Below are 25,569 nucleotides of genomic sequence, written 5' to 3'. Positions count from 1 at the left end.
AGAAACTAGACAAAATGAATAAAAAATATCAGAACGGATTTTTCCTGTTCGGATTATTGGTACTGATTATCATGGCCTCGCAGCTCGACTTCCGTCAGGCTTGGGAGGGCATCCAGCATGCGGGCTATTGGTTCGTAGGTGTGCTGGTACTTTGGGCTTTCCTGTATATGATGAACACCGCCTCGTGGTATCTCATTATCAATACCATCGGCAACGAGATGGGCGTGTGTCGCAAATGCAAGGTGGGCTTCTGGTGGCTCTATAAGATCACCATCTCGGCCTTTGCCTTGAATTATGCTACCCCTGGTGGACTGATGGGTGGTGAGCCCTATCGCATCATGTCGCTGTCGCCCAAGGTGGGCACCCAGCGTGCATCATCGTCAGTCATACTGTATGTGATGACGCACATCTACAGTCACTTCTGGTTCTGGCTGCTTAGCGTACCTCTTTATATTATCACGCAGAAGATGACGCCGCTGACCTATATCCTGCTGCCCATCATTGCTGCAGTGGCACTGGTGGCCATCTGGTTCTTCTTGCGTGGCTACAAGCGTGGTATTGCCATGACGGGTATGACCATCCTGAGTCATTTCCCTATGGTAAAGAAGTGGGCTGCCCCCTTTATCGAGCGCAACCGCGAAAAACTGGCCGAGGTAGATGAGCAGATAGCTGCCCTGCACAATCAGAACCCCCGTACATTTAAACTGGCTGTGGTGCTCGAACTGCTGTGCCGTGTGGCCTCTACGTTCGAAATCTATTTTATCCTGCTGGTAATCATGCCTGGGGTAACCATTCCACAGTGCATCCTCATCTACGCATTCACCACGTTGTTTGCCAATATGCTGTTCTTTATGCCCCTGCAACTGGGTGGTCGCGAGGGTGGATTCCTGATGAGTACCGAGGGCTTGAGTATGACAGCTAATGCTGGTATTTTTGTAGCCCTGCTGGTGCGCTTGCGTGAGTTGATATGGACGGCTATTGGTCTGCTTTTAATCAAGTTGGACAAGAAAGAAAAGTAATAAGCGTTAAAATTCTGCCAAAATTGCAGATGTTTCAGAAAAAATATGTAATTTTGTCAGCTCAATGAAGACATCAGAACTTCAAAACATCAAACAGCGGTACAATATCGTTGGCAATTGCGACGCATTGAACCACGTGCTCGACGTAGCCTTGCAGGTTGCGCCAACCGACCTTAGTGTGTTGATTGTAGGCGAGAGTGGAGTGGGTAAGGAAATCATTCCAAGGGTGATTCACGACAACTCACCACGCCGACGCGAAAAGTATTTTGCCATCAACTGTGGCTCTATCCCCGAGGGTACCATCGACTCAGAACTCTTTGGACATGTAAAGGGTTCGTACACTGGTGCCATCAACGATTCGCCAGGTTACTTTGGTGTAGCTAACAAGGGTACGCTCTTCCTGGACGAGGTGGGCGAACTGCCTTTGGCCACCCAGGCGCGATTGCTGCGTGTGCTCGAAACTGGTGAGTATATCCCGGTGGGTGGCACCGAGATTCGTAAAACCGACGTACGTATTGTAGCCGCTACCAATGTGAATATCCGTCAGGCCATCAGCGAGGGTCGCTTCCGCGAAGACCTCTACTATCGCCTCAACTCGATACCCATCCAGATGCCTCCTCTGCGTGAGCGTGGCGAGGATATCATCCTGTTGTTCCGATTGTTTGCCTTGCAGATGGCCGAGAAATATAAGATGGACCGCGTGGTGCTCGACGAGGGTGCTAAGCAGATACTGCTGCACTACAAGTGGCCGGGCAACGTTCGCCAGTTGAAGAATATCACTGAACAAATCAGTGTGCTTTCGCCCGAACGTACCATCACCGCTCAGGTGCTCAGTCAGTTCATCCCTCAGGATCATGAAACCACACAGCTGGCCACCATCCATCGCGATGGCAGTGGCGATCATAGCTTTGAGAACGAACGCGAGATTCTGTATAAGATTCTGTTCGAGCTTCGTGGTAACGTGAACGATATGCGCCGCGAGATGAGTGCGCTGAAAAAGCAGCTCGACGATGTGCAGAGCACGAAGCCTACCACCGTCGATCCCCTGCCTACAGTGCCTTCTCCACTGTCAACTCTCAACTCTCAACTCTCAACTATCCACTCTCCACTGTCAACTGTCGAAGACGCAGTTGCCGAGGAGTACATCGAGCCCGAGAAGGAACTCGAGAGCTTGAACCTGAACGACATGGGTAAGCAGATGCTGGAGAAGGCCTTGGAGCGCAACCATGGCAATCGTAAGAAAGCCGCCCAGGAACTGGGTATTAGTGATAGAACCCTTTATCGCAGATTGAAACAGTATGGCTTGGATCAATAAGATAAAAACAATCGTGTTTGTTGCTGCCATTGCAGTTGTAACAAGCTGCTCCGTGAGCTATAAGTTCAACGGTGCCAGCATCGACTATTCGCAGACCAAGACCATCACCATTGCCGAGTTCCCCATTCGCAGTAGCTATGTGTGGGGACCTATGGGCCCGATGTTCAACAATCAGCTGAAGGATCAGTTTGCCAACCATACCCGACTGGAGCAGGTTAAGCGTAATGGCGACCTGAAGATTGAGGGTGAGATTATACGCTACGAGCAGCGTAACAAGAGCGTGAGTGCCGAGGGATATTCGGCTATGACCGAGCTCTCCATGACTGTGAACGTACGATTTACGAATAATAAGAACCACAACGAAGATTTTGAGCAGCAGTTTACTGCCACGCAGAGCTACGAGACTACACAGAGTCTGAATGCTGTGCAGGAGGAACTGGTAACACAGATGGTGAAGGATCTCTGCGATCAGATCTTCAACCGTACCGTAGCCAACTGGTAATTTTAAGTTAAGATAATAGCGTAATGGAGATTACAGAACTCATTAAGCATCCTGAACAGATGGACCGCGAAACGCTCTACGAGTTGCGTTCGCTGCTGGCTCTGTATCCCTATTTTCAGACAGCCCGATTGTTGATGCTGCAGAATCTGTATCTGTTGCATGATCCTACATTCGACGAAGAATTGCGTCGCGCATCAGCCTATATCACCGATCGCCGCGTGCTGTTCCAGATGATCGAGGGGCGCCATTACGAGTATCATCCTGTGGCTAAGCCTGCACCTGCAGCAATACCTGTTCAGCAGCCAGCTGAACCAACCGAAGATCGTACCATCTCGCTGATTGATAACTTCCTGGATAGTATCCCCGAGGAGGCCAAGACCGAGACACTGAAGCCCAAGCGCAAGCCTACGCCTGCCGATGCTGCTGTAGATTACGTGGCCTACCTGATGGATATCGAGCCCGATGGTGGTCAGGAGATGCCTGGTGAGATGCCAAAAATGTTTGGTCAGGACCTGATTGATTCGTTCATAAATGATGACAAAGGTGGGTTCCAGCTGCGCGAGGTACCTGAGTACCGTCCTGAGCCCCAACCAGAGCCCTCTGAGGACGAAAATGGGGTTGAAAGTGAGTACTTTACCGAAACTTTGGCACGAATTTACATCAAACAGGGTAGATATTCGAAAGCTTTGGAAATAATTCAGCGATTAAGTTTGCAAATTCCGAAAAAAAATGCTTACTTTGCAGATCAGATACGTTTCTTAGAGAAATTAATAGTAAATAGTAACAAAAAAAATAAATAAAAAAATGTACACATTATTTGTAATTCTCATTGTGGTTGCAGCACTGCTTATGATTGGCATTGTGCTCATCCAGGAGTCAAAGGGAGGCGGTCTGGCTTCTCAGTTCTCAGGTTATAACCAGATTGGCGGTGTTCGTAAAACTACCGACTTTATCGAGAAGGCCACTTGGTTCCTCGCTGGTTTTATGGTACTCGTTAGCGTTTGCTGCGCTTATGTAGCTCCTCAGGCTGGTGGCGACACCTCTGTTATGGAGAACTATCAGGCTCCTGCTACCAATCCTAACAACCTGCCTGGTTTCGGTGCCAGTCAGCAGAAGGATGCAGCTGCTCCTGCAGCTCCTGCTACTCAGGCTCCCGCCGCTGAAACACCTGCTGAGAAGAAGTAATCAGCTTCTTTTGGCCTAACAAAAACAATGGAGAGTTTGCCCATGCAAGCTCTCCATTCTTGTTTTTTTAGCTGAATATGCATTATTTCTAAAATTTCTTGCCCGAAAATTTGCACAGCTCAAAAAATCTTAGTACCTTTGCACCCGCATTTGAGCGATGGGTGTTTTCCAGAGTGGCCAAATGGGGCAGACTGTAAATCTGCTGTCTTTCGACTTCGGTGGTTCGAATCCATCAGCACCCACAAAAAAAGAGATCTGCAACGCAGGTCTCTTTTTTGTTATTAATACTCTGTTTTATCTGTTTTCTCTGTCCACAATCGGAAGGTGTGTAGCGCCTCGTCGCGCAGTAGTGGCACAATGGGCACCGTACGCTTGTCCATAGGACGTTCCAGCTCCTCGTAGATAAAATCATCGGCAAACTGGATATCGCGGGCATCCTTACGGGTGTTGCCGTAGAATATCTTGCCGATACGAGCCCAATAGATGGCGCCTAAGCACATAGGGCAGGGTTCGCACGAGGTGTAGATAGTACATCCCGAGAGATCGAACGTGCGCAGCTTAAAACATGCCTTTCTGATGGTATTAACCTCAGCATGAGCTGTAGGGTCGTTATCAATGGTTACACTGTTGCTGCTACCAGCAATGATTTCGCCGTCCTTTACTATGACAGCCCCAAAGGGACCACCGCCTCGCTCAACGCTTTCGTTGGCGAGGCGGATGGCTTCCCTCATAAATTTCTTATCTTGTTCTGTTATCATCCGCAATTATTGTTTGTTTTCTGCATCAATAGCCTTGATCTTCTCGCGAATCAGGTTCATATCGTCCTTCAACTTCTGCACCTTGCGGTTCATCTCGTCAATCAGGCTGTTACCTTTCTTCGAACTGGCATTCAGGAATCCGAGGTTGTTCTCGTAGGTCTGAATCTCCGACTTCAGGTTCTCGTACTGGCGGAACAGGCGTGTGCGCTCGTTGTCGAGGGCATTCTCACCGCGCTCAGCTACGTTCTTCAGGTTCTGCTTAAAGTTGTTCAGCTTGCGCTTGGCTACGCTGATGTTCAAATCCTTATACAGCTTGTCCAGCACAGCGTGGTACTCCTTGTAGAGCTTATCCTTCTCTTTATAAGGTACGTGACCTACAGCGTTGTACTCATCAACCAGCTTCTGTACCTTCTCGGCCACCTCTTCACCTGTCTCAGTAGCCAGTGCCTTCAGCTGCTCAATGATGCCCAGCTTCTTCTCCAGGTTCTCGCGCTCCTCGCCACGTGCACCAGCACCAGCGGCATTGCGGGCCTCGAAGAAGGTGTTGCAAGCTGCCAGGAACTCCTCCCACAGCTGGTCGCCCAACTTCTTTGGTACCATACCAATGGTCTTCCACTCTTTCTGCAGAGCGATGAACTTGTCGCTGGTAGATTTCCATTCGGTCGACGATTGCAGCTCCTTGGCCTTCTCAATCAGGGCGCGCTTCTTCTCGGCATTCTCCTTGAAGGTTTCTTTCAAACCCTTGAAGTAAGCAGCCTTACGACCAAAGAAATCGTCGCAAGCGGCACGGAAACGCTCAAATATCTTCACGTTCATCTTCTGAGGTGCAAAACCAATGGTCTTCCACTCAGTCTGAATATCGATAATCTGCTTGGTGTGCTTCTCCCAATCGCCACTGCCCTTGTTCTCCTCGGCAGCAATAGCCTCTACCTTCTCGCAGAGTACGGTCTTACGGGCCAGGTTGTCTTCCTCCTTGGCGCGAACACCCTCAAAGTGCTGCTGGTGGCGCTTGTTGATAACGCTTGATGCAGCCTTGAAACGGTTCCAGATTTCCTCGCGTTGCTCCTTGGCTACAGGACCAATTTCGCGATACTCCTGGTGCAGCTTCTGCAACTGGTGGAAGGCGCTGATCACATCCTCCTCGTCGGCCAACTTTTCAGCAGCCTCGCAAAGAGCGGTCTTCAGCTCCAGGTTCTTCTTAAAGTCGTACTCGCGTGCTTCGCTGTTCAGGCGCAGCATATCGTAGAACTGCTCTACGTACAGCTGATAGTTGCGCCACAATTCGTTGGCCTTATCAGCTGGCACATTCTTAATTTCGCGCCACTGCTCCTGCAGGGCCTTGAACTCCTTGTAGTTCTTGTTGGCCTCGTCGGGGGTAGTTACCATGGCCTTAATGCGGTCGATGATAGCCAGTTTCTTGGTCAGGTTCTCTTGCTTTTCAGCCTCCTGCTCCTTGAAAACCTTGGCGCGCTTTTCCTTGATGATGCCCATCTCGGCTTTGAAAGCCTCTTCCTGCTCGTCGGGCGTGTACTGGTACTGCTCTGGATCGCCGCCTGCATCGAGATAAGCCTTGAGCTTAGCCTCGCGCTCAGCTACGTGCAGTTTGTAGAACGACGACTTCAGATACTCTACTTCGTCCTTCTGTGGAACTTCCTCGCCATGTGCAATGTCCTGCAAACGGTGCAGTACATCGGCTTTGGTCTCATAAACCACACGAGTCTGCTCCTCGGCCTGCTCAGCTGCTGGCTCCGAGTTTTCAGTTGTTTCTACTTGAGAGGTAACCTCTTCGTTAACTACTTCTTCGTTTTTACCCAGTTCGAGGGTATTCTCTTGAGAGTCCATCATTTAACTTTTAAATTATTACTAAATGATGCTTAGCATCATCAACATTTGGGGTCAAAATTAAACATTATTATTTAATTAACCTAATTTTTTGGCGTTTTTTTGCGTTTTTAAGGCCTAAACCAGTCGTTTATGACGGAAAATACCCCATGCAATAGCCGAAATGGCGACAGAAATGATGACTGCCAAGATGAATCCCCATGGTTTGGATTCCATGCCGTTGATTAGGTTCATACCGAACATCGACGTCACCAGCGTAGGTATCATCATCAGGATGGTTACCGTAGTAAGTGTACGCATCACGGTGTTCATGTTGTTATTGATAATACTTTGATAAGTGTCCATAGTCGACTCGAGAATGTTCGAGTAAATCATGGTTGTTTCGCGAGCCTGTGTCATCTCAATGGTTACGTCCTCAATCAGGTCGGCATCCAGCTCGTCAATCTGCAGTTTGAACTTCAGTTTCGACAGCAGGGTCTCGTTACCACGGATAGATGTCTGGAAGTAGGTGAGCGAGTCTTGCAGTCGGCTCAAGCCAATCAGGCTCTCGTTGTTCACCTCCTTATCCAGGTTGCGCTTTGCCTTATCTACCAGCATCGAAATCTGCTTCAGTCGCTTCAGGTACCAAACGGCACTCGAAAGGAACAAACGGAAAATCATATCTACGTGGTCGGTAAAGCCCTCGCCACGCTTCTGCTGGAAACTCACAAAATCAATCATCACGTTTGTTTCGTAAAAACAAACGGTAATAGTCACATCACGTTTATGAATGATACCCAAGGGCACTGTGGTGTATGGCGTACGCGATCGTATCTCTTTTACGTAAGGAATACGCAGAATAATCAGCATCCATCCGTCATCGTACTCATAACGTGCACGCTCATCGGTATCGCTGATGTCCGACATAAAGTAGTCGGGGATATTAAACTTCTCTTCGAGTTCGCGCTGGTCGTCTTCGGTGGGGCATGTCACCTGTATCCAGCAATTGGGCTGCCAGTCCTTTATCTGGGTCAGTCCGCCTTGGGTATTCCAGAATGTCTTCATTTTGCTAATCCGTTTGACAAGTGGTAATTAACAATCAATACTTTAGCGGCAAGAGGATTAGCGGTCTTGCCTGCCACCCTCCAGCCTAACAGTTGTAACTATTCGCCGGGTAATCGTCCATAATGTTTGTTATTAAATTGATTTATCGTGTGCAAAGGTAAAAAGAAAAATTGAAAAAACAAATTTTTAAGGCACGAATTACGCGAATTACACGAAAGTTTTCGATTGTGTATAATAATAATCCGTGTTAATTCGTGTAATCCGTGCCAAAAAACTACTTCTCAGGAATAACCTCGAGTGTGTGCTTCAGCAGTGTCCAGAATGGATCTACAGTAGCTATCAGGGCACGCTCGGTAGTGGTGTGAGGCGACTTCATGGTGGGACCGAAGCTTACTACATCCAGGTGTGGATACTTGCCTAAGATGATAGAGCACTCCAAACCGGCATGGTCAACCTGGATAATACCATCCTGGCCAAACAGAGCCTTGTATTCCTTGCAGAGCAGGTTCAGAATCTCGCTATCGGGGTTGGGATCCCAGCCGCCGTAGCTGCCAGCAGTCTCAACCTTCATGCCTGCCATGTTAAAGCAGCTCTCCAAAGTCTTTACAATATAGTCCTTCATATCCTCACGACTTGAACGAGCCAGAATCTTCAGCGAAGCCTTACCCTCGCCAATGTTGATGATGGCCAGGTTGCTTGATGTCTCTACAACGTTAGGATAGCTGGGAATCATACGGATCACACCATCATGACAGCCGTAGATGGCATTAATCAGGTTGTCCTGAATCTCTACAGGCACCTCCATCTTTGGTGTCTCTACATCCTCGCATAGTACCTCGATGCCACTCTCAATGCCTTTGTACTCGTCCTGGAAGTCGTCCTGCCAGTCGGCAGCCAGTTCCTTCAGGGCAGCTACATTCTCCTTTGGCAATGTGAGCACAGCCTCGGCCTTGAATGGGATAGCGTTACGCATGTTGCCACCCTGCCAGCAGGCCAAACGGGCCTCGCACTCCTCGATAGCCTCGCGAACCACACGAACCAGCAGCTTGTTGGCATTACCGCGACCCTCGTGAATCTCCAGTCCAGAGTGTCCGCCACGCAGTCCCTTTACGGTTACCTTCACAGCAGCGTCGTCGGCTTCGGTCTCTACCTCTTTATAATCCAGAGTAGCAGTTACATCAATACCACCAGCGCTACCAATCACAAACTTACCCCAGCACTCAGAGTCCAGGTTCAGCAGGATGTCGCCATTCAGCTCGCCTGCAGGCAGGGCGTTGGCACCAAACATACCAGTCTCCTCATCGGCAGTAATCAGTGCCTCGATAGGTCCGTGCTTCAAGGTCTTATCCTCCATCACAGCCATGATGGCAGCTACGCCTAAGCCGTTGTCGGCACCTAAGGTAGTACTCTTGGCCTTTACCCACTCGCCATCAATCCATGGCTCAATAGGGTCGGTCTCAAAGTTATGAGTGCTCTCAGGTGTCTTCTGTGGTACCATATCCATGTGTGCCTGCAGAATCACGCCCTTCTTCTTCTCCATACCAGGCGAAGCGGGTTTGCGCATCACAATGTTATCTGCAGGGTCCTTAAAGGCCTCTACACCTACCTGCTTGGCAAAGTCAAGCAGAAACTGTTGTACTTTCTCCAAATGTCCTGAAGGACGTGGAACCTGTGTCAGTGCATAGAAATTCTTCCAGATGCACACTGGGTTCAGATTTTTAATCTCACTCATAGTTTATTTTTTAATTGGGTTAAAACGTTTCGTAAACATCAAGGCAGCCCAGGCATAGATTCCTAATGCAATCACCAACATCGTCTGTACGGTATGAACTATCAGTACAAACCACAGGGCCTGCTCGTCAGCCACACCATAGAGAATCAGCATGGTTTTGATGGCAAAATGCCACGGACCAGCACCATTTGGCGTAGGCACGATAACGGCAAAGTTGGCTACCACAAACGATACCAATGCACAGCCGATACCTAAGTTCTCGGTAAAGTCGAAGCAGAAGAAGGTGAGGTAGTAATGCAGAAAGTACATCACCCAGATGCCTATCGAGAAAAACAGATAGAGTGGCAGGTTGCGTACCCCCTTCAGCGAGAGCACACCCTCCCAGATGCCGCCTAACGTCATCTTTACCTTATTATATATAGAGAAGTTTTTCAGCAGCAGATGCAGCAGTATCAGTACAGCCACAGCACAGATGGCTGTTACCACCCATCCCGTTACCGAGAAACCTCCTAATATCCTGTCGAGCGATGTACCTGTTTTGCGGAAGAAGGTGCCAAACACACTCATCTCTACCAGCAGGATGATACCCGAGTATATCATTACTATCAGCGTATCTACTGCACGCTCTGTAACTACTGTGCCTAAGGCTTTCGAGAATGATATGCCGTCGTAGCGCTTAAGTATGGCGCATCGCGAAAACTCGCCGATACGTGGAATAATCAAACTGGCCGCATACGATATAAACACCGCATGATGACACACCGACGAACGAGGGTGCTCGCCCATCGGTTCCAATGTCTGTTTCCATCGCCAACTGCGAAACATCTGTGCTAAGATTCCAAAGGGGAATGATAGCAGCATCCAAGTCCAGTTCATTTCTTCGGTCAGCACACGACTGATAGTCGAGAAGTCCTCACCACGATACATCCACCACAAAATGGCACCGCCAAGTATAAAAGGCAGCACCACTTTAGCAACGCTACTGATGATGTTTTTTAATTCCATGGGGGCAAAGGTACGAATAAACGAGTGAAATACAAAATAAATCCCTATTTATTTTTATTTCCGAGTGAAAGTACCTTCGGCGAAGCCAAAGTAATAATAATAATTGATACGTGTCAAAGAAAGCTCACTTTTTTGCCTTTTTTCTACTATTTTCTTGGCTGTGCGCGATAACAGTCGTACCTTTGCAGTGGTTTTAAGGATAACAAATAAATAAAAGATTAGAGAAAGGAATTAATTATGGTAACTTTAGAGACAAGTTTTTTATTAATGACCATGGCTGCCTTCGCATTAGCTGTATCACTGGTAGTAACCGTTGCTGTTAATGTAGACAACAATAAGTAATTGAACGAAAAATTGAAAAATGGAGTCGCAGATTTTCGAATCTGCGATTTTTTTTGCTCTATATTTGGATTTTCGCTCACTTATTCGTACCTTTGCCCCCATGAAACAAGTTCGACCCAAGAAAAATCTCGGTCAGCACTTTCTGACCGACCTGAATATCGCCAAGCGTATTGCCGATACCGTAGATGCCTGTCCCAACATTCCTGTACTGGAGGTTGGTCCTGGCATGGGTGTGATGACTCAATATCTCGTAGAGAAGCCCCGTCCCTTCAAGGTGGTCGAGATCGATCGCGAGAGTGTGGCTTATCTACAGGAGAATTTCCCACGTCTCAATGATAACATCATTGGTGGCGATTTTTTGCGAATGGATCTTCGTGAGGTGTTTGATGGTCAGCAGTTTGTGCTTACAGGCAATTATCCTTACGATATCTCGTCGCAGATTTTCTTCAAAATGCTCGACAATAAGGATTTGATTCCCTGTTGCACAGGTATGATTCAGCACGAGGTGGCAGTTCGCATGGCCTCACAGCCAGGCAATAAGCAGTATGGTATTCTGTCGGTACTTATTCAGGCTTGGTATAATGTGGAGTATCTCTTCACCGTCGAGCCAGGCGTGTTCAATCCGCCTCCCAAGGTACAGAGTGCCGTTATCCGCATGACGCGTAACGAGGTGACCGATCTGGGTTGCGACGAACAGTTGTTCCGTCGTGTAGTAAAAGCCACCTTCAACCAGCGCCGTAAGATGCTCCGTGTTTCTCTCCGTCAGATTTTCGATGCCAATCATCCCGCCCCCGCAGGTTTCTTCGACGATGAGATAATGACCCGCCGCCCCGAGCAGCTCTCCATCCCCCAGTTCATCGAACTCACCAACAAAGTCGCATCGGCATTATAACCCCGCTCGCATAAAGCTCGCTCCACCCGCCCTCGCTCTTTGGGGGCAGCGTGCCCCCAGCCGCGCGGCATACCCCACGGTCCTTTTGGGTATTTTTACATCTAATAGTAACTTTTTCCCTTAAAGACTTGGTAGTTTTAATTATATTGTTTATATTTGCAGCCGAAAAGCGAATTTAAACATTAAATGTTTATTTCTGTTAGTAGATTGTTATGCGAACGGGTAGTTTACAGAGCTGGGTTGACCAGCAAATGATTCGAGGCAGGTACATCTTTACGAAGGAAGATGTGTTAGCACAAGGGCTATCGCAGGCGGATGATAGTCTGAATACGGCTTTGTCGAGGTTAGGTAAGAAGGGTGTGATTGTTTCTCCTTGGCAGAATTTCTATGTGGTGGTGCCTACGGAGTATCGGTTGAAGGGAAATGTGCCACCATCGCTTTATATCGACCATCTGATGAAGTCTTTAGGTAGGGATTATTACGTATCTCTGCTGTCGGCTGCTGCGCTGAACGGCGCGGGGCATCAGCGGGCAATGGCGTTCCAGGTTACAGTGAACGGAGCACCTATACACTCTGGAATAAAGAATGGAGTAAGACTTGATTTTACACTTCGCAACCCTCTCCCTATGATGTATGTGAAGCAGGTGAAGACTCAAATGGGGTTCATAAATGTTTCGTCGCCTGAGTTAACGGCCCTTGATTTGGTGCTTAATGAGAACAAGGTTGGTGGTATTAATCGCGTTACAGAGGTGCTGATAGAACTATCAGAAAACATGCATTTCGACGAATCCTTCACAGATCTTCTCACTTTCTTTAATGCACCCGTTATTCAGCGTCTGGGATATTTGCTTGATTTGATTGAAGAGCATGAACTTGCCGATCGTCTGCTGATGCTTGCACAAAAGCAGAGTAAACTGTTTCGGAAAATCCGTCTGAAGCAGTCGAAGACTCAAACAGACGATATGGTAATTGATAGTCGATGGAAGGTGATCGTTAATCAAGAAATAGAAACTGATGAAATATGATACCAGAATACTTTATCCAAGAATGGAAGGAAATGGCTCCTTGGACAGAGCCTTATATGGTGGAGCAAGATCTCATTATCTGCCGTGCGTTGATAAGTATCTTTAGCGATGAATTTCTCGCTTCACAATTAGCATTTCGTGGTGGCACAGCCCTGCATAAGCTTTACTTATCACCGCAGCCTCGCTATAGTGAGGATATCGACCTTGTGCAGATTAATCCTGGTCCTATCAAACCTATTATGTATAGGTTAGGAGAAGTGCTCAGTTGGCTACCCGATAGAGTGACCAAGCAGAAACGATACAACAATACAATGTTGTTTAGGGTTGAATCGGAGATAGCTCCTGTGATACAGATTCGACTGAAGGTTGAAATCAACTGCTTTGAGCATTTTAACGTGCTGGGGTTGACTAAAGTTCCTTTTAGTATGAAAAACTCGTGGTTTACAGGTAAGACAGAATTGACAACCTATCACTTCGAGGAATTACTTGGAACCAAACTGCGTGCGCTTTATCAACGAAAGAAGGGACGCGACCTGTTTGACCTTTATTGTGCATTGACCAAGCATGATGTGGACGTGGATAAGGTTATGCTATGCTATAAGAAGTATATGGAATTTGTGGTAGATAAGGCACCGTCGTACAAGCAGTTTGTGAATAATATGGAGGAGAAAATGCAAGACCCGGAGTTCTTGGAGGACACAACGCTACTTCTCCGCCCTGAGATAAAATTCTCACCCTCAGAAGCCTATCCGATAGTTTATAAGATTTTTATTGATAAGATGGAGGGTAAGCGTGATTAATAATCAAATCTTGAATGCTATAAGAGACAAGGTTAGTCAGATTGTGCCAAAGGGTGCTACAGTTATTCTCTTTGGCTCAAGAGCACGTGGTGATGCTCGTGAAGATTCTGATTGGGATGTGCTTATCCTGCTTGATAAAGATCACATAACCTCTCAGGATATTGATGATTATTCTTATCCATTATGCGAATTGGGTTGGGACTATAATCAGTGCATTAATACGATCTTATATACCAAACGCGATTGGGAAAGCAGTATAATTAGTCCTTTCCGCGAAAACGTAACTGAAGACGGAATAAAATTATTGGGTTAACTAGTACTATAGCCATTTAGCCCCCCGCTCGCATAAAGCTCGCTCCACCCGCCCTCGCTCGTCGGGGCTGTCTGCCCCTTGCCGCGGGGCGCTCCCTGAGTGTTTTAGCATGGTATTAGTGTTTCTGCAATCGAAAAGTAAATTTAAACATTAAATGTTTATTTTTGCAAGTCGATTGTTGTATAGGGGATATTGTACTTGCTTATTTGCCTACTTAAAACTTGCAATCCTCAACAGTTGAAAGGGCTAGTAATTCTTTGCGGACTTCTAAAAGTACCGTATCTGCAGAGATTTCCTCGGCTGTTGGACCAGCTTTCAATATCTGACCTTTCTTGATGTTCACGTTTTGGAACCTGGTGAAAATACCCGCATGCGACTTTGTATGAGCATCTCGAGGTTCCACCTCAACATCTGTCATCATTTGAGTTGCCCCAACCTCTACTTTTATACTACGAACGTCACCAACATTTAACAATGCACGTTTGTAACTATCGCTATCGAAAGCATAACTACTATGTTTCTTCACAAATGCAGAAACATCACTATCATATGTATCAATAGCAGGACGATTTACAGAGAGATAAGTCTCACCTGCATCCAAAGCAAAAGCAACTGATAAAAGTTTATCCTTAACGAACCACTCCTTGGAAAGAATACGAGCGACATTTTCCTCGGAGGGAACCTGATGTATTTCTGTTGGTGTATCTGATGTGTTCATCCGAGTTTACGCATTAATTCAAGGAAAGCCTCTGGTTTAAAATCAATATGACTCTCACCTAATCTTTCACCATTAACCTTTGCAAAATAAGAATACTCATAAGCTCCAAGACTGATTACAGCTCCAGTTTTTTCCGACTCCAAATCAATCGTAGCGTTAGTATCAGGAGCAATCATCCAGTGTTCCCAATCAGAATTCTGTGAAATCATCAGAACGCTCTTGATATTTTTAAGTACTCGAAATGATATAGGAAGAGCTCCGTGGCCATCCCAATCTATTCCAAGCGTACTTAGGTGATCTATGCGATCATAAGCCTCAGCCAAAGCTGGTTGAGTTACCTCAACTGTAAGACGCTGAGCCACTTTCTCCTTGTCTTCACGTGATATATGGATAGAGTGAATATACTCCATCACATCCGTATAAGATGTTATGGGATATGCTACTGCAGGCTCTGAAGCCATTTTGATATTATTATCTTCCATATATAACTCTAATATTGTTAAGACGCTGCAAATATAAAACAAATAGTTGAAACATGCAAGTTTTTTGAAAAGAAGATGAACAAATTGTTATTTTCTGCTTTTAATCAAGGCAGGAGGATTTTTTTATTCTTTATTGGCTTTTTCTTTGGTTATTTCAAATAAAAGGTGTATTTTTGTGCCCGAATTCTCGTCATGTCCACGCCGGATTCAAGGCAATCGTGCCAAGAAGTGGAAGGGTGGGTAGCGAGTTTTCGTACATATTAAAGGCGTTTACAAGCGCTACGTTTAAGACGAACTGGAATCTGGTAAATTCACATTTGCAGTCTTGAACATAGCAACGGTAGATGTCCTCGGGATGTGTTTATACGCGTCCCCTATCTCCGTATGTGGGGTAGGGTGAACTGTATTCATATCGGCGTGGGCTCTGACGTTGTCTGTTCAACTGCAATGGGCATACCAGAGCCTCAGTTCGTGGAATAGGCAGCGACGATTCCACGCTTTTTTTATGCCTTGCCGCCAAGACTTTGGCGCGCCTAAAAACAGTAGGCCGATATGGATGCATTGACTAATGCTAACAAGGCTACATCACCAATAACCCGCTGTGGACTTACCCCCATGGCCATCCCCGAAGCTGTAAATGCACAAAAAGGGGTGTCGGTAGAATACGCTCCTGACCCTGATAAGCGTTGGTATGTACTTCGTGCCTCCTATGGTCGTGAGATATTAGCCGAGCAGCTGCTCATCCAGAGTGGTGTTTATGCCTACGTTCCCAAACGCTATACCTATATCGAGGTGAAGGGGCGCCCTAAAAAGGTGTTGCAATGCCTCATTGCCAATATCGTGTTCGCCTATCTCATACCCAGGCAGGCCATGATGTTCGTTCGTAATAACGATCCCGATGAGCCTTCGCCTGCACCGCAGCTGTCAGAGTTCCTCAGCTTCTACTACAATCATTTTGTCGAGGGTGAGAACTGGCGCAACCCGCCGCTTACTATCCCTGAGCACGAGATGCTCAACTTTATCCGTGCCACCTGCACTAACGACGAGAATCTACTGATGCTCCAAGGTGGCGACTTCCATTACAAGACCGACGATGAGGTCGAGGTTATCTGTGGTCAGTTCAAAGGTGTTCGTGGGCGTGTTATCCGAGCCCGCGGTCAGCAACGAGTGCTCGTTGCTCTTACCGCCCTCAATTGCCTCTGCGCCACCGCCTACATTCCAACCCCGTTCCTCCAGAAAATATAACCCCTAAAAAACCGTCAATTAATTCAAAACCCCTAATGAATTAATTCATTGCCCCTTTTGAGTTAATTCACCGCACTTCGAGGCCCTTTTCCCCCTAAAGATTTACGTACCCCTGTTAAGGGGTACTCCAATCTTGGGGGAGGCCTCTCGATTACGATGAAAAAACGGTTCGTTGAAAGCTCCAAAAAGTGTTGTCTGTTTGTACGTCATATCGCTGAATTTTGATAATTATTTCGTTGCAAAAGTACGATAACCGGATAGTAAATTGACCATTTATGACCGGTTAGTGTCAGATAACCAAGTTGATGGTCAGTAAAAACTAACTTGATTTTGGATCAAAAGTAACTTGATTTTGAGTAAAAATCAACTTGATTTTCGATGAAAACCAATAAGGAAAATATCTCTATCCCTTACACCCCTCTTTCTATAGCCCCACCTCTCTTTAGAGAGAGGGTGGGGACTATATAGAGAGGGGGTTAAGAAGGGATGAGGATATTGCTTCAGAAAGCCCGCAATCGAGGATGGTTCGGTGACATGATGTAAATTTGTCTTGATGAAATTTAATTTTGTCATAATTTTTAGATGTTAATTTTATGATTAATCGTTATTGCTTATATCAACCTTGCAAAGGTGCGAATAAGTAATGAAACTACAAAATATCTGTCCCCGTGGGGACACATTTTATATCTTTTAACGGATAGGAATGTTTATGCAATACCATATATTTTCACCATATAGAGTTTGCCCGTTGGGGGCACATGTTGATCATCAACATGGACTGGTAACTGGCTTTGCCATCGATAAAGGTGTAGACCTTTGGTTTGATGTGAACGAGGATGGTCATGTACATCTGGAGTCAAAAACCTTCGAGGGGTTGGTTGATTTCGAGATTGATGCACCTTCTCAGGTGCGCGAGCGACATTGGGGCGACTATGCCCGTGGTGCTAAGTATGCGCTTTGCAAACGTTTCGCATTGAAACATGGCATCACTGGTGTTATTCAAGGTTCACTGCCTGTGGGTGGCTTGTCATCCAGTGCTGCTGTATTGATTGCCTATGTGATGGCATTTGCCAAGGCTAACGACATTACACTTCAACCCTTCGAGATAGTAAAGATAGCATCCGAGGCTGAGCGTGAGTATATCGGTTTAAATAACGGTTTGCTCGATCAGGCTTGCATTGCCTTAGGTAAGAAAGATGGTTTGCTCTTCCTAGATTGCGATAGCAACGATTGGCGTATCATCAAACGTCATCCTGATATGCCAGATTTCGAGATTGGTATTTTCTTCTCTGGATTAACCCGAAGTCTCGTTAATAGCGATTATAACCTTCGTGTTTTCGAGTGTAAGACTGCTGCTTGGAATATGTTGGCTTATACCGATCAGCCACTGAAAACTTTCGATAAGACGTTCTTACGCGATATTTCAAAGGCTACCTTCGAGAAAACACGTATTGCCATGCCCCAGCGTTTTGCCCGTCGAGCCGAACATTTCTATAGCGAATATCGCCGTGTGCGTCAGGGTGTAACAGCATGGGAAACGGGTAATTTGAAACTCTTTGGAAAACTGAGCTTCGACTCTTGTGAGAGCAGTATCCATAACTACGAGTGCGGTAGTCCTGAGTTGATAGCCATCTACGAGATTATGCGTGCCCTGCCAGGCATATATGGTGGTCGTTTTTCTGGTGCCGGTTTCAAGGGTGCTTGCATAGCTTTGGTTAACCCAGCTCATAAGGTTGAAATAGAAAAGGTATTAACCGAAAAATATCTGGCTCAGTTCCCTGAGTACGAAAAAACATTCCAGGTGTTTTGGGTAAAGCCAGATGATGGAGCAAGATTTGTAGAATAATGATTAATATTGTAATAGCTGCTGGTTACGCCACTCGTTTGGGTGAGTTAACCAAGAACTTTCCGAAACCGTTGCTAAAGATTGGTAATAACACCATCTTAGGCCGTATGCTTGACGACATCGATGCAATCGATGACATCACCGAGCATATCATCATTACCAATCATAAGTTTGCCGGTATCTTCGAAGATTGGGCAAAAGCTCAGCATTATACCAAGCCCATCACGATTGTTGATGATGGCACGGATACAAACGAAACCCGCCTTGGTGCCGTATGCGACTTGCTTTTTGCGATGGATAAGCTGCATATCAACGACGATTTGCTGGTGGTAGCAGCCGATAACCTGCTATTCTTCTCTTTCCAGGTGTTCGTTGATTTCGCTAAAGCCAAGAAAACCTCTTGCATCATGTGTCATGAGCAGCCAAGCATAGAGAAACTTCAGCGCACAGGTGTTGTAGAGCTCGACGAGAACAACCGCGTACTTGGTATGGAGGAGAAACCACAAGCCCCCAAAAGTCATTGGGCTGTACCTCCTTTCTATATCTATCTAAAGGAAGATCTCGCCTTGGTACGCCACTCTGTAGAAAATGGCTGTGGCAAAGATGCCCCTGGCAATCTGGCACATTATATGGTAGAACACACCACTATGCATGCCTGGCCCATGAGTGCAGGGAGATTTGATATCGGTAGTCTTGATACATATTATGCTGCTGTAGAGAAATATGGAAAAGATTAACTTAGATAACAAGTGTATCCTTGTAACTGGTGCTGCAGGATTCATTGGATCTTATCTGGTACATCGTTTATTTAAGGATGTAAAGGGCGCAACTATCGTAGGCATCGATAATATGAACGATTATTACGATGTTCGCCTAAAGGAGTATCGCCTCAAGAAACTAAATGTTCAATGTTCAATGTTCCATGTTCAATGGCACTTTGTACGGGGAGATTTGGCTGATAAGGACTTGATAGAGAAACTGTTTGCTCAGTATAATTTCGATGTAGTGGTAAACCTTGCAGCACAGGCCGGTGTCCGCTATAGTATCACCAATCCCGATGCTTACATCCAGTCAAATATAATCGGTTTCTACAATATCATCGAAGCCTGTAGGAATCACCCAGTTGAGCATCTAGTTTATGCTTCAAGTTCCAGTGTGTATGGTGGCAATAAGAAAGTACCATTCTCTACCGACGATCGTGTAGACAATCCTGTATCGCTTTATGCAGCCACAAAGAAATCAAACGAGTTGATGGCACATTGCTACAGCAAACTCTACGATATCCCCACTACTGGTCTACGTTTCTTTACAGTGTATGGCCCTGCAGGTCGTCCAGATATGGCTTACTTTGGTTTTACCAACAAACTGATTAAAGGCGAAACCATCCAGATATTTAACTATGGCAACTGTCGTCGCGATTTTACATATGTCGATGATATTGTTGAGGGTATTGTACGTGTAATGCAGGGTGCTCCAGAACGTAAGAAAGGCGAGGATGGCTTACCTGTACCACCCTATGCTGTGTATAACATTGGAGGTGGGCAGCCCGAAAAATTACTCGATTTCGTGAATATCCTTCAAGAAGAATTGGTTCGTGCTGGCGTACTGCCAAAGGATTTCGATTTCGAAGCTCACAAACAATTGGTACCCATGCAGCCAGGCGATGTGCCTGCAACGTTTGCTGATGCAACAGCCTTGGAACGTGATTTTGGATTTACACCAAAGATTTCATTAAGAGAAGGGCTTCGTGATTTTTCGGAATGGTATAAAAGCTATTATAAATAACGATGTATATCTATGAGGATAGCGGACAAACATTATTTTATTGAAACTGTCGCAAATAATTGCGAGCGATGCCTGATATCACCAGAGAATCCATTTACATTGGATAATCCTGATTTGATAGCTGCAAATGGCAGCAAGCTGTTTGCTGTTTATGTGCAGTCTTATAAAGAGGGGGAGAATATCGATTACCTTCTGCGTAGATTATTTTTGTCTCAGCTGAGCTATGGATATAAACTTATTCCAATACTTGTACTTATAAAAGAAGTACCTGCAAAAGTTGATTCGAAAATATTAGAAAACTCATTCTGTCATATCTCTGATACCGCAAATGATGTAGTTAGATATATTTCTGTAGAATCGCCTGTAGTGAAACGCATGAAGGATTTTAGTAAGATCCAGTCGATGCAGTATGTCAATTACAGAAATAGGCTTGAACTATCTGTTAAGTCTTATTCAGAGATAGGGAAGGTTGCTGCTTTTGATAATAGAAACATAGTAAGGAAAGTTGAAACCGTTAGCTGGAGTACCCAGAATCGTCGTTCAAATAATAACTATTGGCAAACACAAGGTGGATTTGTTGGAGTGGCTGAAAGGAAATCAAGCATTAGTTTTAAATCTTCACTTGATAGTCTGATGACTTTGGCATTTATGTCAATGTTTCATCTTGACGATGGAAGATTGTATCCAACAGCAATGTTTGATGAGCTGAGTGTGCTTAATACTGATTGGACAATGTTCGATGCCGATATGGTTCCTAATAGTTACAATCGGATGTTGTCGTTTGTTGGCATGGCACCAATCTCTATATCAACTCAGCAGCAGCTTTGGCAAGTATTTGATAAATATCAAAATATTCGTAATCATGTCGCTCGCTAAAAAAATAGAAACACTGAAATTTCAACTTGATTCTTTTGTTGTAGGTAATACCGCTTTGGTACAGATGGCTGACATCGTAAAGAATGAGTGGAATATGGAAGAAGACTCTACGTTAGTGGTTAAAGATGCCCGTAGAGCAGAACTGAATAGGGTGTTACATTCCACGAGGGCATTTGACACTGGGCTACGTATTTTCCTAGATAAGTTTGGGGCAAGAACAGACACAAGTCATTCTATTACAGAGTATGTCAGGGACTTGCAAAGAAATGCTGCAGGATTTAAGCAACTCTCTGGCGATGTCGCTACAAGAATTAAAGATGAAGTGACCAATAAACGTAATACGTATTGTCATGCCTCAGGTACATTCCCTACAAAACATGAAGCAGATTTTGTAATCAGCAGGATATTGGAGTACTATACATTGGTGCTGGGTTTGGAGAAATAAATAATATTTAAGAATATTTGTAAGCGTGAAAAAAAGACGTATTGCAGGGGCTGAATAAAGTGATTACCTTTCTTCGACGAGCGAAGCCAGCACAGCTGGAGCGGCTGCCGAATTAAATATTAAGTACAATGGCAGCAATAACAGAAAAAATCTTGCGTTCAGGAATGTACGACTACATCGGAACCGGAGACGTATTATTCTATATGTATAACAACTCCACAGAGAATTGGCACTATGAACAGAGACGAATTGTTAGAGCAGCTGAACTTCTATCGTAAACTCGGGGAAGAACAAGGCGATATCATTGAGAGCCCATAGCTCTTTCTACCATAGGCAATCTGGAACAAAAATTATCAGATTATGATTCTCGTAACAATCTGAATAACCAACATCGTTTTGGCTCGAGAAGTAAGAAGTGAGCTATGCTAGTCTTCTGCCACAGACGATTGGCATCAAAAGATAAAGAAATCTAAAATTTTAATCAAAATTTAGCGTACGCTCGACCTTGTCGCTTGCTACCATCGGGACGCAAGAAAGCCCGATTCGGTGCCTCAAAGGTACCCTTTTGAGCGTATACGTCATTTTTACATATTTACCTATAGTGAAGTAAATATATTATTATGTTATGTTGATAGAGGGTGTATATACTAAAAGAGAATTTGAAAAGTACCCATCTTACGATATTGTTTATGAGTGGGAGGATATTTATAAAGATGTTCTAGAGGTAGATTTTATACCGAAGAAAAAGTATCAGGAGTATTTGGAAGATAAACGTTTCAAATCATTTAATGCTTTTCTTACGAGTATTTCCATTCGCAAAAAAGTTTTTGCACTAGAAATGACCCCCTATGTAAATAACATTAATAACAAGAAAAATTATATCCCATGTATTATAGATTTCTATTTGCGCACAGATAAAGAATTATTGTCTTTTTATAATAATTATTACCATTGCCCAATAGTATTAATTTCAAGTAAAGAAGCATACGATTATCTAAAGAGCAAAGGATGTCCGCTGAATATTGTCCATCATCCATTGAGTATTTCTGATAAGTATTCGATAACATCAGATTCAAAAATTGAAAAGAAATATGACCTGGTAATGGTTGGAAGACAGAATCCAAAGCTTGAGACTTTTGTAAAGATGTATTACGAAAAGCACCCTGATTTTTACTTTGTTTACCGGAAATCAATGAGTGATAAAACTTGGATATATGCTACTTCTAGAGGGGAAATACTAGGCAATATTGATACAAGAGAGAAATACATAGAAATAATGCGAAAGGGTAAAATGGGGCTTTATTCCACACCGGGCATTGATGGTGATGAGAGTAGGACTAAAGGTTATCACCAAGTAACTCCACGTTTCTTGGAACTAGTAGCTACAGGTTGCCATATTATTGCAAGATATTCCATGAATTCTGATACGGAATACTATGATTTAAAGAGTTTCTCGGAAAATATAGAAACTTATGAACAATTTGAGATGGCTGTTCAAAAAGCCCTAGATTCCGATGTGGACATGAAAAAATATTCGGATTATCTTTCTATGCATTATACGTCAGTTAGAGCAAATAGTTTAAAGAATATAATTGACAAGTTATGAATAATAATAGAATTGCGATAATTGGAGCTGGCATTTCTGGAATGAGCACTGCTCATTTTCTTAGAGATAAGTATGACATTACTGTCTTTGAGAAAGAAAGCCAGCCTGGAGGCCTAATTAAGTGCCGTAGAGTGAATGGTAGTCTCTTCCACACTTGTGGAGGACATGTGTTTAACTCCAAACGACAAGATGTTCTTGATTGGTTTTGGTCAAAGTTTACCCGTGAAGAAGAGTTCAGTAAAGCTGACCGTAATTCTTGTGTCTTTATGGATAAAAACGGCACGTCTCTGGAACATGACAATATCCCTTACCCCATAGAGAATCATATGTACCTATTTGATGAGGCAACACAGACAGCCTTCTATGAAGACTTGGAGGAAATAGATAAGGTGAAGGGTTTGAACGCCACATTTACGGATTACGATAGCTTTGGTGATTTCCTCCGTTGGCGCTTCGGTAAGACTCTCTATAACCTCTATTTCCAGCCCTACAATGAGAAAGTGTGGCGTCGTGATTTGACAACAGTTCCGATGTCGTGGATGGAGGGAAAACTTCCAATGCCAACCACTCAGGAAATGCGAGATAACAATGCCAATAAGGTAGAAGAAAAAGCCTTTGTACATGCCACTTTCTGGTATGAAAAGAAAGATGGTTCACAATATATTGCAGATAAGTTGGCTGAAGGTCTTGATATTCGCTACGACTCTGACATCCAATCAATAAAACTTGTAAACGGGAAATGGATTGTATGTGGAGAAGAGTTTGATAAAGTCGTGTTCTGCGGCAATATCAAAGACATGGTCAATATGATTGGGGGCCTGGATATTGAAGCCTTCAAGAAACCTGTTGCTAATTTGGAGTATCATGGCACGACAGCTGTGTTCTGCGAAATTGACAAAAATCCTTATTCCTGGATTTATCAGCCTTCTCGTCGTCATGAGAGTCATCGTATTATTTGTACTGGTAATTTCTCTGAGACAAATAATTACCTATCTGTGGCTAAGGATCGCATTACGGCAACTATCGAGTTTACAGATGAAATAAGCAAGGAGGACATCCTAGATAACCTCTCCAGAATACCCCTGAATCCAAAATATTTGGATCATCAGTATAACAAATATACCTATCCGATTCAGGACGCAAATACCCGTGGTATGATCAAGTCGCTGAAGGATGCTTTATCGCCTAATGGCTTCTACTTCACTGGTCGTTTTGCTGATTGGGAGTACTATAATATGGATGTTGCAATGGGGGCAGCTATGGATATGGTTTCTAATATTTAATAGGGATTTTCTATAATAATTAGTTTTGTGTAATTAATCCCTGTTTTCTTGGTATAATCTATGAAATCAATTAAAAGGAATTTTTTATATAATGTCCTTTTGAATATCTCATCCGTGATTTTTCCTTTAATCACGGCACCATATGTCTCACGCGTTTTGGAACCAGATGGTATAGGTATATACAATTTTGCCAATACGTATGCAGGGTATTTTGCATTGGTTGCATTGCTTGGTATACCCACTTATGGTGTACGCGAGGTCTCTAAACTAAGAGATGATAAAGAAGGAATTTCAACGCTGGTTTCGCAGATAATGTCTATAGCGGCCTTTACTACAATTGGAGTCACTATCGCTTATATTGCTTCACTTCTATTTGTGAACCAGCTTACGGAGAACTTTCTTATTTTCTTACTCGCCGGTTTTCTTGTGTACCTCGCACCATTTAAAATTAATTGGTATTATCAAGGTCTTGAAGAGTTTGGATATATTACATTTCGTACATTAGTTATTCGTACAGCAAGTGTTATTAGCCTTTTTGTTTTTGTACGTAACAAGGAGGATCTTATAATATATGTTTTAATTAGTGTACTTGCGGCTGTCCTTACCGACATTTGGAACTATATTAAAATGAGACGCTCTGGGATAAGACCACGCTTAACGACTAAAGGTCTTAAACCCCATATGCGGCCTTTACTTACTTTGTTCGCCTCTTCTATAGCCATATCGATATATGGTGTGTTAGATACTTTAATGTTGGGATTTATAAAAGGATATGAAGAAGTCGGTTTTTACACAAATGCCATGAATATGTCAAAAGTGATACTTACGGCAGTAACCAGTTTGTCAATAGTTGCTGTTCCTAGGGTGTCATATTATATGCAAAACAAAGATTATTCAGGGATTAACTCTTTAATGGATAAGTCGTTCTCTGTAGTCTCTCTTCTTTCTTTCCCTGCCGCGATAGGTCTTATATGTGTTTCCCCTTCTTTTGTCCCTTTGTTTTTTGGAGAGTTGTTCTGGGGATCGATTCTACCATTAATGATATTAAGTTTATTGATAATTGCGATAGGTTTAAATAATCTTACAGGAGTTCAAATCCTTATAGGTATGGGGTTTGATAAGTTTTTTCTTTATTCAGTGATAATTGGAGCGATATCTAATTTCCTTTTAAACTGCCTATTAATTCCATTCTATGGTAGTGTTGGCGCCTCTATTGCGTCAGTCGCAGCAGAAACAATTATCTTGGTAGCTACAACGCTATTCGTTTATAAAAATACACCTATAAGAATTAGTAATTGGAAGGATATTCTTAAAGCACTAATTGGAGCCTTAATCCTCATTCCTCTAATGATATTATTAAAGCAGTTTCTACAAGGATGGGTTCTTGTTATTAGTTATGTTTTATTAGGAGTATTAACATTTTGTGTTATGGAGTATATACTGAAAAACGGTTCATTCATTTGGATTTGTTCAACAGTATCAGATAAATTTAGAATGAAAACAAAATAA

At 44.1% G+C, this 25,569-nt stretch carries 25 protein-coding genes and 1 tRNA gene; 19 read left to right on the top strand and 7 right to left on the bottom strand.

The window, feature by feature from the left end; all coding sequences use genetic code 11:
* Positions 1 to 14 precede the first annotated feature (14 nt).
* The 6 genes from PRU_RS08085 (at position 15) to PRU_RS08060 (ending at position 4,263) form a co-directional block, all read left to right on the top strand.
* A complete protein-coding gene (locus PRU_RS08085; RefSeq protein WP_013065408.1) occupies positions 15 to 1,019 on the top strand; it encodes a lysylphosphatidylglycerol synthase transmembrane domain-containing protein in 1,005 nt (334 codons plus the stop codon).
* Positions 1,020 to 1,083: 64 nt separating this feature from the next.
* Positions 1,084 to 2,334 carry a sigma-54-dependent transcriptional regulator gene (locus PRU_RS08080; RefSeq protein WP_013065702.1) on the top strand — a complete coding sequence of 417 codons (1,251 nt, stop codon included), beginning with the start codon at positions 1,084 to 1,086 and terminating at the stop codon, positions 2,332 to 2,334.
* Positions 2,318 to 2,836, top strand: coding sequence for an LPS assembly lipoprotein LptE (lptE, locus tag PRU_RS08075; protein WP_013063325.1), 519 nt, complete (start codon positions 2,318 to 2,320; stop codon positions 2,834 to 2,836). The genes PRU_RS08080 and lptE overlap by 17 nt, the downstream gene beginning before the upstream one ends.
* Positions 2,837 to 2,859: 23 nt before the next feature.
* Complete coding sequence (locus tag PRU_RS08070; protein WP_041385964.1) at positions 2,860 to 3,636, top strand: tetratricopeptide repeat protein; 777 nt, start codon at positions 2,860 to 2,862, stop codon at positions 3,634 to 3,636.
* A 4-nt stretch (positions 3,637 to 3,640) separates the two neighbouring features.
* Positions 3,641 to 4,021, top strand: coding sequence for a preprotein translocase subunit SecG (gene secG / locus PRU_RS08065; protein ID WP_013064528.1), 381 nt, complete (start codon positions 3,641 to 3,643; stop codon positions 4,019 to 4,021).
* A 159-nt stretch (positions 4,022 to 4,180) separates the two neighbouring features.
* Positions 4,181 to 4,263, top strand: a tRNA-Tyr gene (locus PRU_RS08060).
* A 39-nt stretch (positions 4,264 to 4,302) separates the two neighbouring features.
* On the opposite strand, the gene PRU_RS08055 is transcribed toward PRU_RS08060, so the two are convergent.
* The 5 genes from PRU_RS08055 to PRU_RS08035 form a co-directional block, all read right to left on the bottom strand.
* Positions 4,303 to 4,779, bottom strand: a complete 477-nt coding sequence (locus PRU_RS08055) for a nucleoside deaminase (RefSeq protein WP_013063926.1) — start codon at positions 4,777 to 4,779, stop codon at positions 4,303 to 4,305.
* Positions 4,780 to 4,785: 6 nt separating this feature from the next.
* Complete coding sequence (locus PRU_RS08050) at positions 4,786 to 6,624, bottom strand: DUF349 domain-containing protein (RefSeq protein ID WP_041385963.1); 1,839 nt, start codon at positions 6,622 to 6,624, stop codon at positions 4,786 to 4,788.
* Between the two features lie 114 nt (positions 6,625 to 6,738).
* Positions 6,739 to 7,665 carry a magnesium transporter CorA family protein gene (locus tag PRU_RS08045; RefSeq protein WP_013064835.1) on the bottom strand — a complete coding sequence of 309 codons (927 nt, stop codon included), beginning with the start codon at positions 7,663 to 7,665 and terminating at the stop codon, positions 6,739 to 6,741.
* 274 nt (positions 7,666 to 7,939) lie between these two features.
* Positions 7,940 to 9,397, bottom strand: coding sequence for an aminoacyl-histidine dipeptidase (locus PRU_RS08040; RefSeq protein ID WP_013065490.1), 1,458 nt, complete (start codon positions 9,395 to 9,397; stop codon positions 7,940 to 7,942).
* A 3-nt stretch (positions 9,398 to 9,400) separates the two neighbouring features.
* Complete coding sequence (locus tag PRU_RS08035) at positions 9,401 to 10,402, bottom strand: lysylphosphatidylglycerol synthase transmembrane domain-containing protein (protein WP_013063342.1); 1,002 nt, start codon at positions 10,400 to 10,402, stop codon at positions 9,401 to 9,403.
* Positions 10,403 to 10,844: 442 nt separating this feature from the next.
* Between PRU_RS08035 and rsmA the strand changes: the two genes are divergently transcribed.
* The 4 genes from rsmA to PRU_RS08015 all read left to right on the top strand — a co-directional run bounded on the left by rsmA (position 10,845) and on the right by PRU_RS08015 (position 13,774).
* Entirely contained in the window at positions 10,845 to 11,636 is a 792-nt protein-coding gene (gene rsmA / locus PRU_RS08030) for a 16S rRNA (adenine(1518)-N(6)/adenine(1519)-N(6))-dimethyltransferase RsmA (protein WP_013064380.1), read from the top strand.
* 212 nt (positions 11,637 to 11,848) lie between these two features.
* Positions 11,849 to 12,661, top strand: coding sequence for a type IV toxin-antitoxin system AbiEi family antitoxin domain-containing protein (locus PRU_RS08025; protein WP_041385961.1), 813 nt, complete (start codon positions 11,849 to 11,851; stop codon positions 12,659 to 12,661).
* A complete protein-coding gene (locus tag PRU_RS08020) occupies positions 12,658 to 13,461 on the top strand; it encodes a nucleotidyl transferase AbiEii/AbiGii toxin family protein (protein ID WP_041385960.1) in 804 nt (267 codons plus the stop codon). The genes PRU_RS08025 and PRU_RS08020 overlap by 4 nt, the downstream gene beginning before the upstream one ends.
* Entirely contained in the window at positions 13,457 to 13,774 is a 318-nt protein-coding gene (locus tag PRU_RS08015) for a nucleotidyltransferase domain-containing protein (RefSeq protein ID WP_041386735.1), read from the top strand. Before PRU_RS08020 ends, PRU_RS08015 begins: the two co-directional genes overlap by 5 nt.
* Before the next feature lie 214 nt (positions 13,775 to 13,988).
* On the opposite strand, the gene PRU_RS08010 is transcribed toward PRU_RS08015, so the two are convergent.
* The gene (locus tag PRU_RS08010; protein WP_013064328.1) at positions 13,989 to 14,492 is read right to left on the bottom strand and encodes a hypothetical protein; all 504 of its coding nucleotides are present in this window, start codon (positions 14,490 to 14,492) and stop codon (positions 13,989 to 13,991) included.
* On the bottom strand, positions 14,489 to 14,974 hold the full coding sequence (locus PRU_RS08005) for a hypothetical protein (RefSeq protein WP_041385958.1): 486 nt from the start codon (positions 14,972 to 14,974) through the stop codon (positions 14,489 to 14,491). The genes PRU_RS08010 and PRU_RS08005 overlap by 4 nt, the downstream gene beginning before the upstream one ends.
* A gap of 552 nt (positions 14,975 to 15,526) precedes the next feature.
* Here PRU_RS08005 and PRU_RS08000 point away from each other — a divergent pair.
* From PRU_RS08000 to PRU_RS07960, 9 genes are all read left to right on the top strand, one after another.
* Positions 15,527 to 16,219, top strand: coding sequence for a transcription termination/antitermination NusG family protein (locus PRU_RS08000; protein WP_013064791.1), 693 nt, complete (start codon positions 15,527 to 15,529; stop codon positions 16,217 to 16,219).
* Positions 16,220 to 16,928: 709 nt separating this feature from the next.
* On the top strand, positions 16,929 to 18,065 hold the full coding sequence (locus PRU_RS07995; protein WP_224083039.1) for a GHMP family kinase ATP-binding protein: 1,137 nt from the start codon (positions 16,929 to 16,931) through the stop codon (positions 18,063 to 18,065).
* Positions 18,065 to 18,802 (top strand): sugar phosphate nucleotidyltransferase, encoded by a 738-nt coding sequence (locus PRU_RS07990; protein ID WP_013063937.1) that lies wholly within the window; start codon positions 18,065 to 18,067, stop codon positions 18,800 to 18,802. The genes PRU_RS07995 and PRU_RS07990 overlap by 1 nt, the downstream gene beginning before the upstream one ends.
* On the top strand, positions 18,789 to 19,850 hold the full coding sequence (locus PRU_RS07985) for an NAD-dependent epimerase/dehydratase family protein (RefSeq protein WP_013064393.1): 1,062 nt from the start codon (positions 18,789 to 18,791) through the stop codon (positions 19,848 to 19,850). Before PRU_RS07990 ends, PRU_RS07985 begins: the two co-directional genes overlap by 14 nt.
* A gap of 12 nt (positions 19,851 to 19,862) precedes the next feature.
* The gene (locus PRU_RS07980) at positions 19,863 to 20,726 is read left to right on the top strand and encodes a hypothetical protein (RefSeq protein WP_041385956.1); all 864 of its coding nucleotides are present in this window, start codon (positions 19,863 to 19,865) and stop codon (positions 20,724 to 20,726) included.
* Positions 20,713 to 21,171 (top strand): hypothetical protein, encoded by a 459-nt coding sequence (locus PRU_RS07975; RefSeq protein ID WP_041385955.1) that lies wholly within the window; start codon positions 20,713 to 20,715, stop codon positions 21,169 to 21,171. The genes PRU_RS07980 and PRU_RS07975 overlap by 14 nt, the downstream gene beginning before the upstream one ends.
* Before the next feature lie 625 nt (positions 21,172 to 21,796).
* Positions 21,797 to 22,777, top strand: a complete 981-nt coding sequence (locus tag PRU_RS07970; protein ID WP_041385953.1) for a hypothetical protein — start codon at positions 21,797 to 21,799, stop codon at positions 22,775 to 22,777.
* Positions 22,774 to 24,060 (top strand): protoporphyrinogen/coproporphyrinogen oxidase, encoded by a 1,287-nt coding sequence (locus PRU_RS07965; protein ID WP_013065212.1) that lies wholly within the window; start codon positions 22,774 to 22,776, stop codon positions 24,058 to 24,060. The genes PRU_RS07970 and PRU_RS07965 overlap by 4 nt, the downstream gene beginning before the upstream one ends.
* Positions 24,061 to 24,120: 60 nt before the next feature.
* Complete coding sequence (locus tag PRU_RS07960; protein ID WP_013064039.1) at positions 24,121 to 25,569, top strand: flippase; 1,449 nt, start codon at positions 24,121 to 24,123, stop codon at positions 25,567 to 25,569.

Source organism: Xylanibacter ruminicola 23, from assembly GCF_000025925.1.
Lineage (GTDB): Bacteria > Bacteroidota > Bacteroidia > Bacteroidales > Bacteroidaceae > Prevotella > Prevotella ruminicola.
The sequence above is the reverse complement of the archived record's forward strand: the minus strand, read 5'-3'. Positions and strand labels throughout refer to the sequence as shown.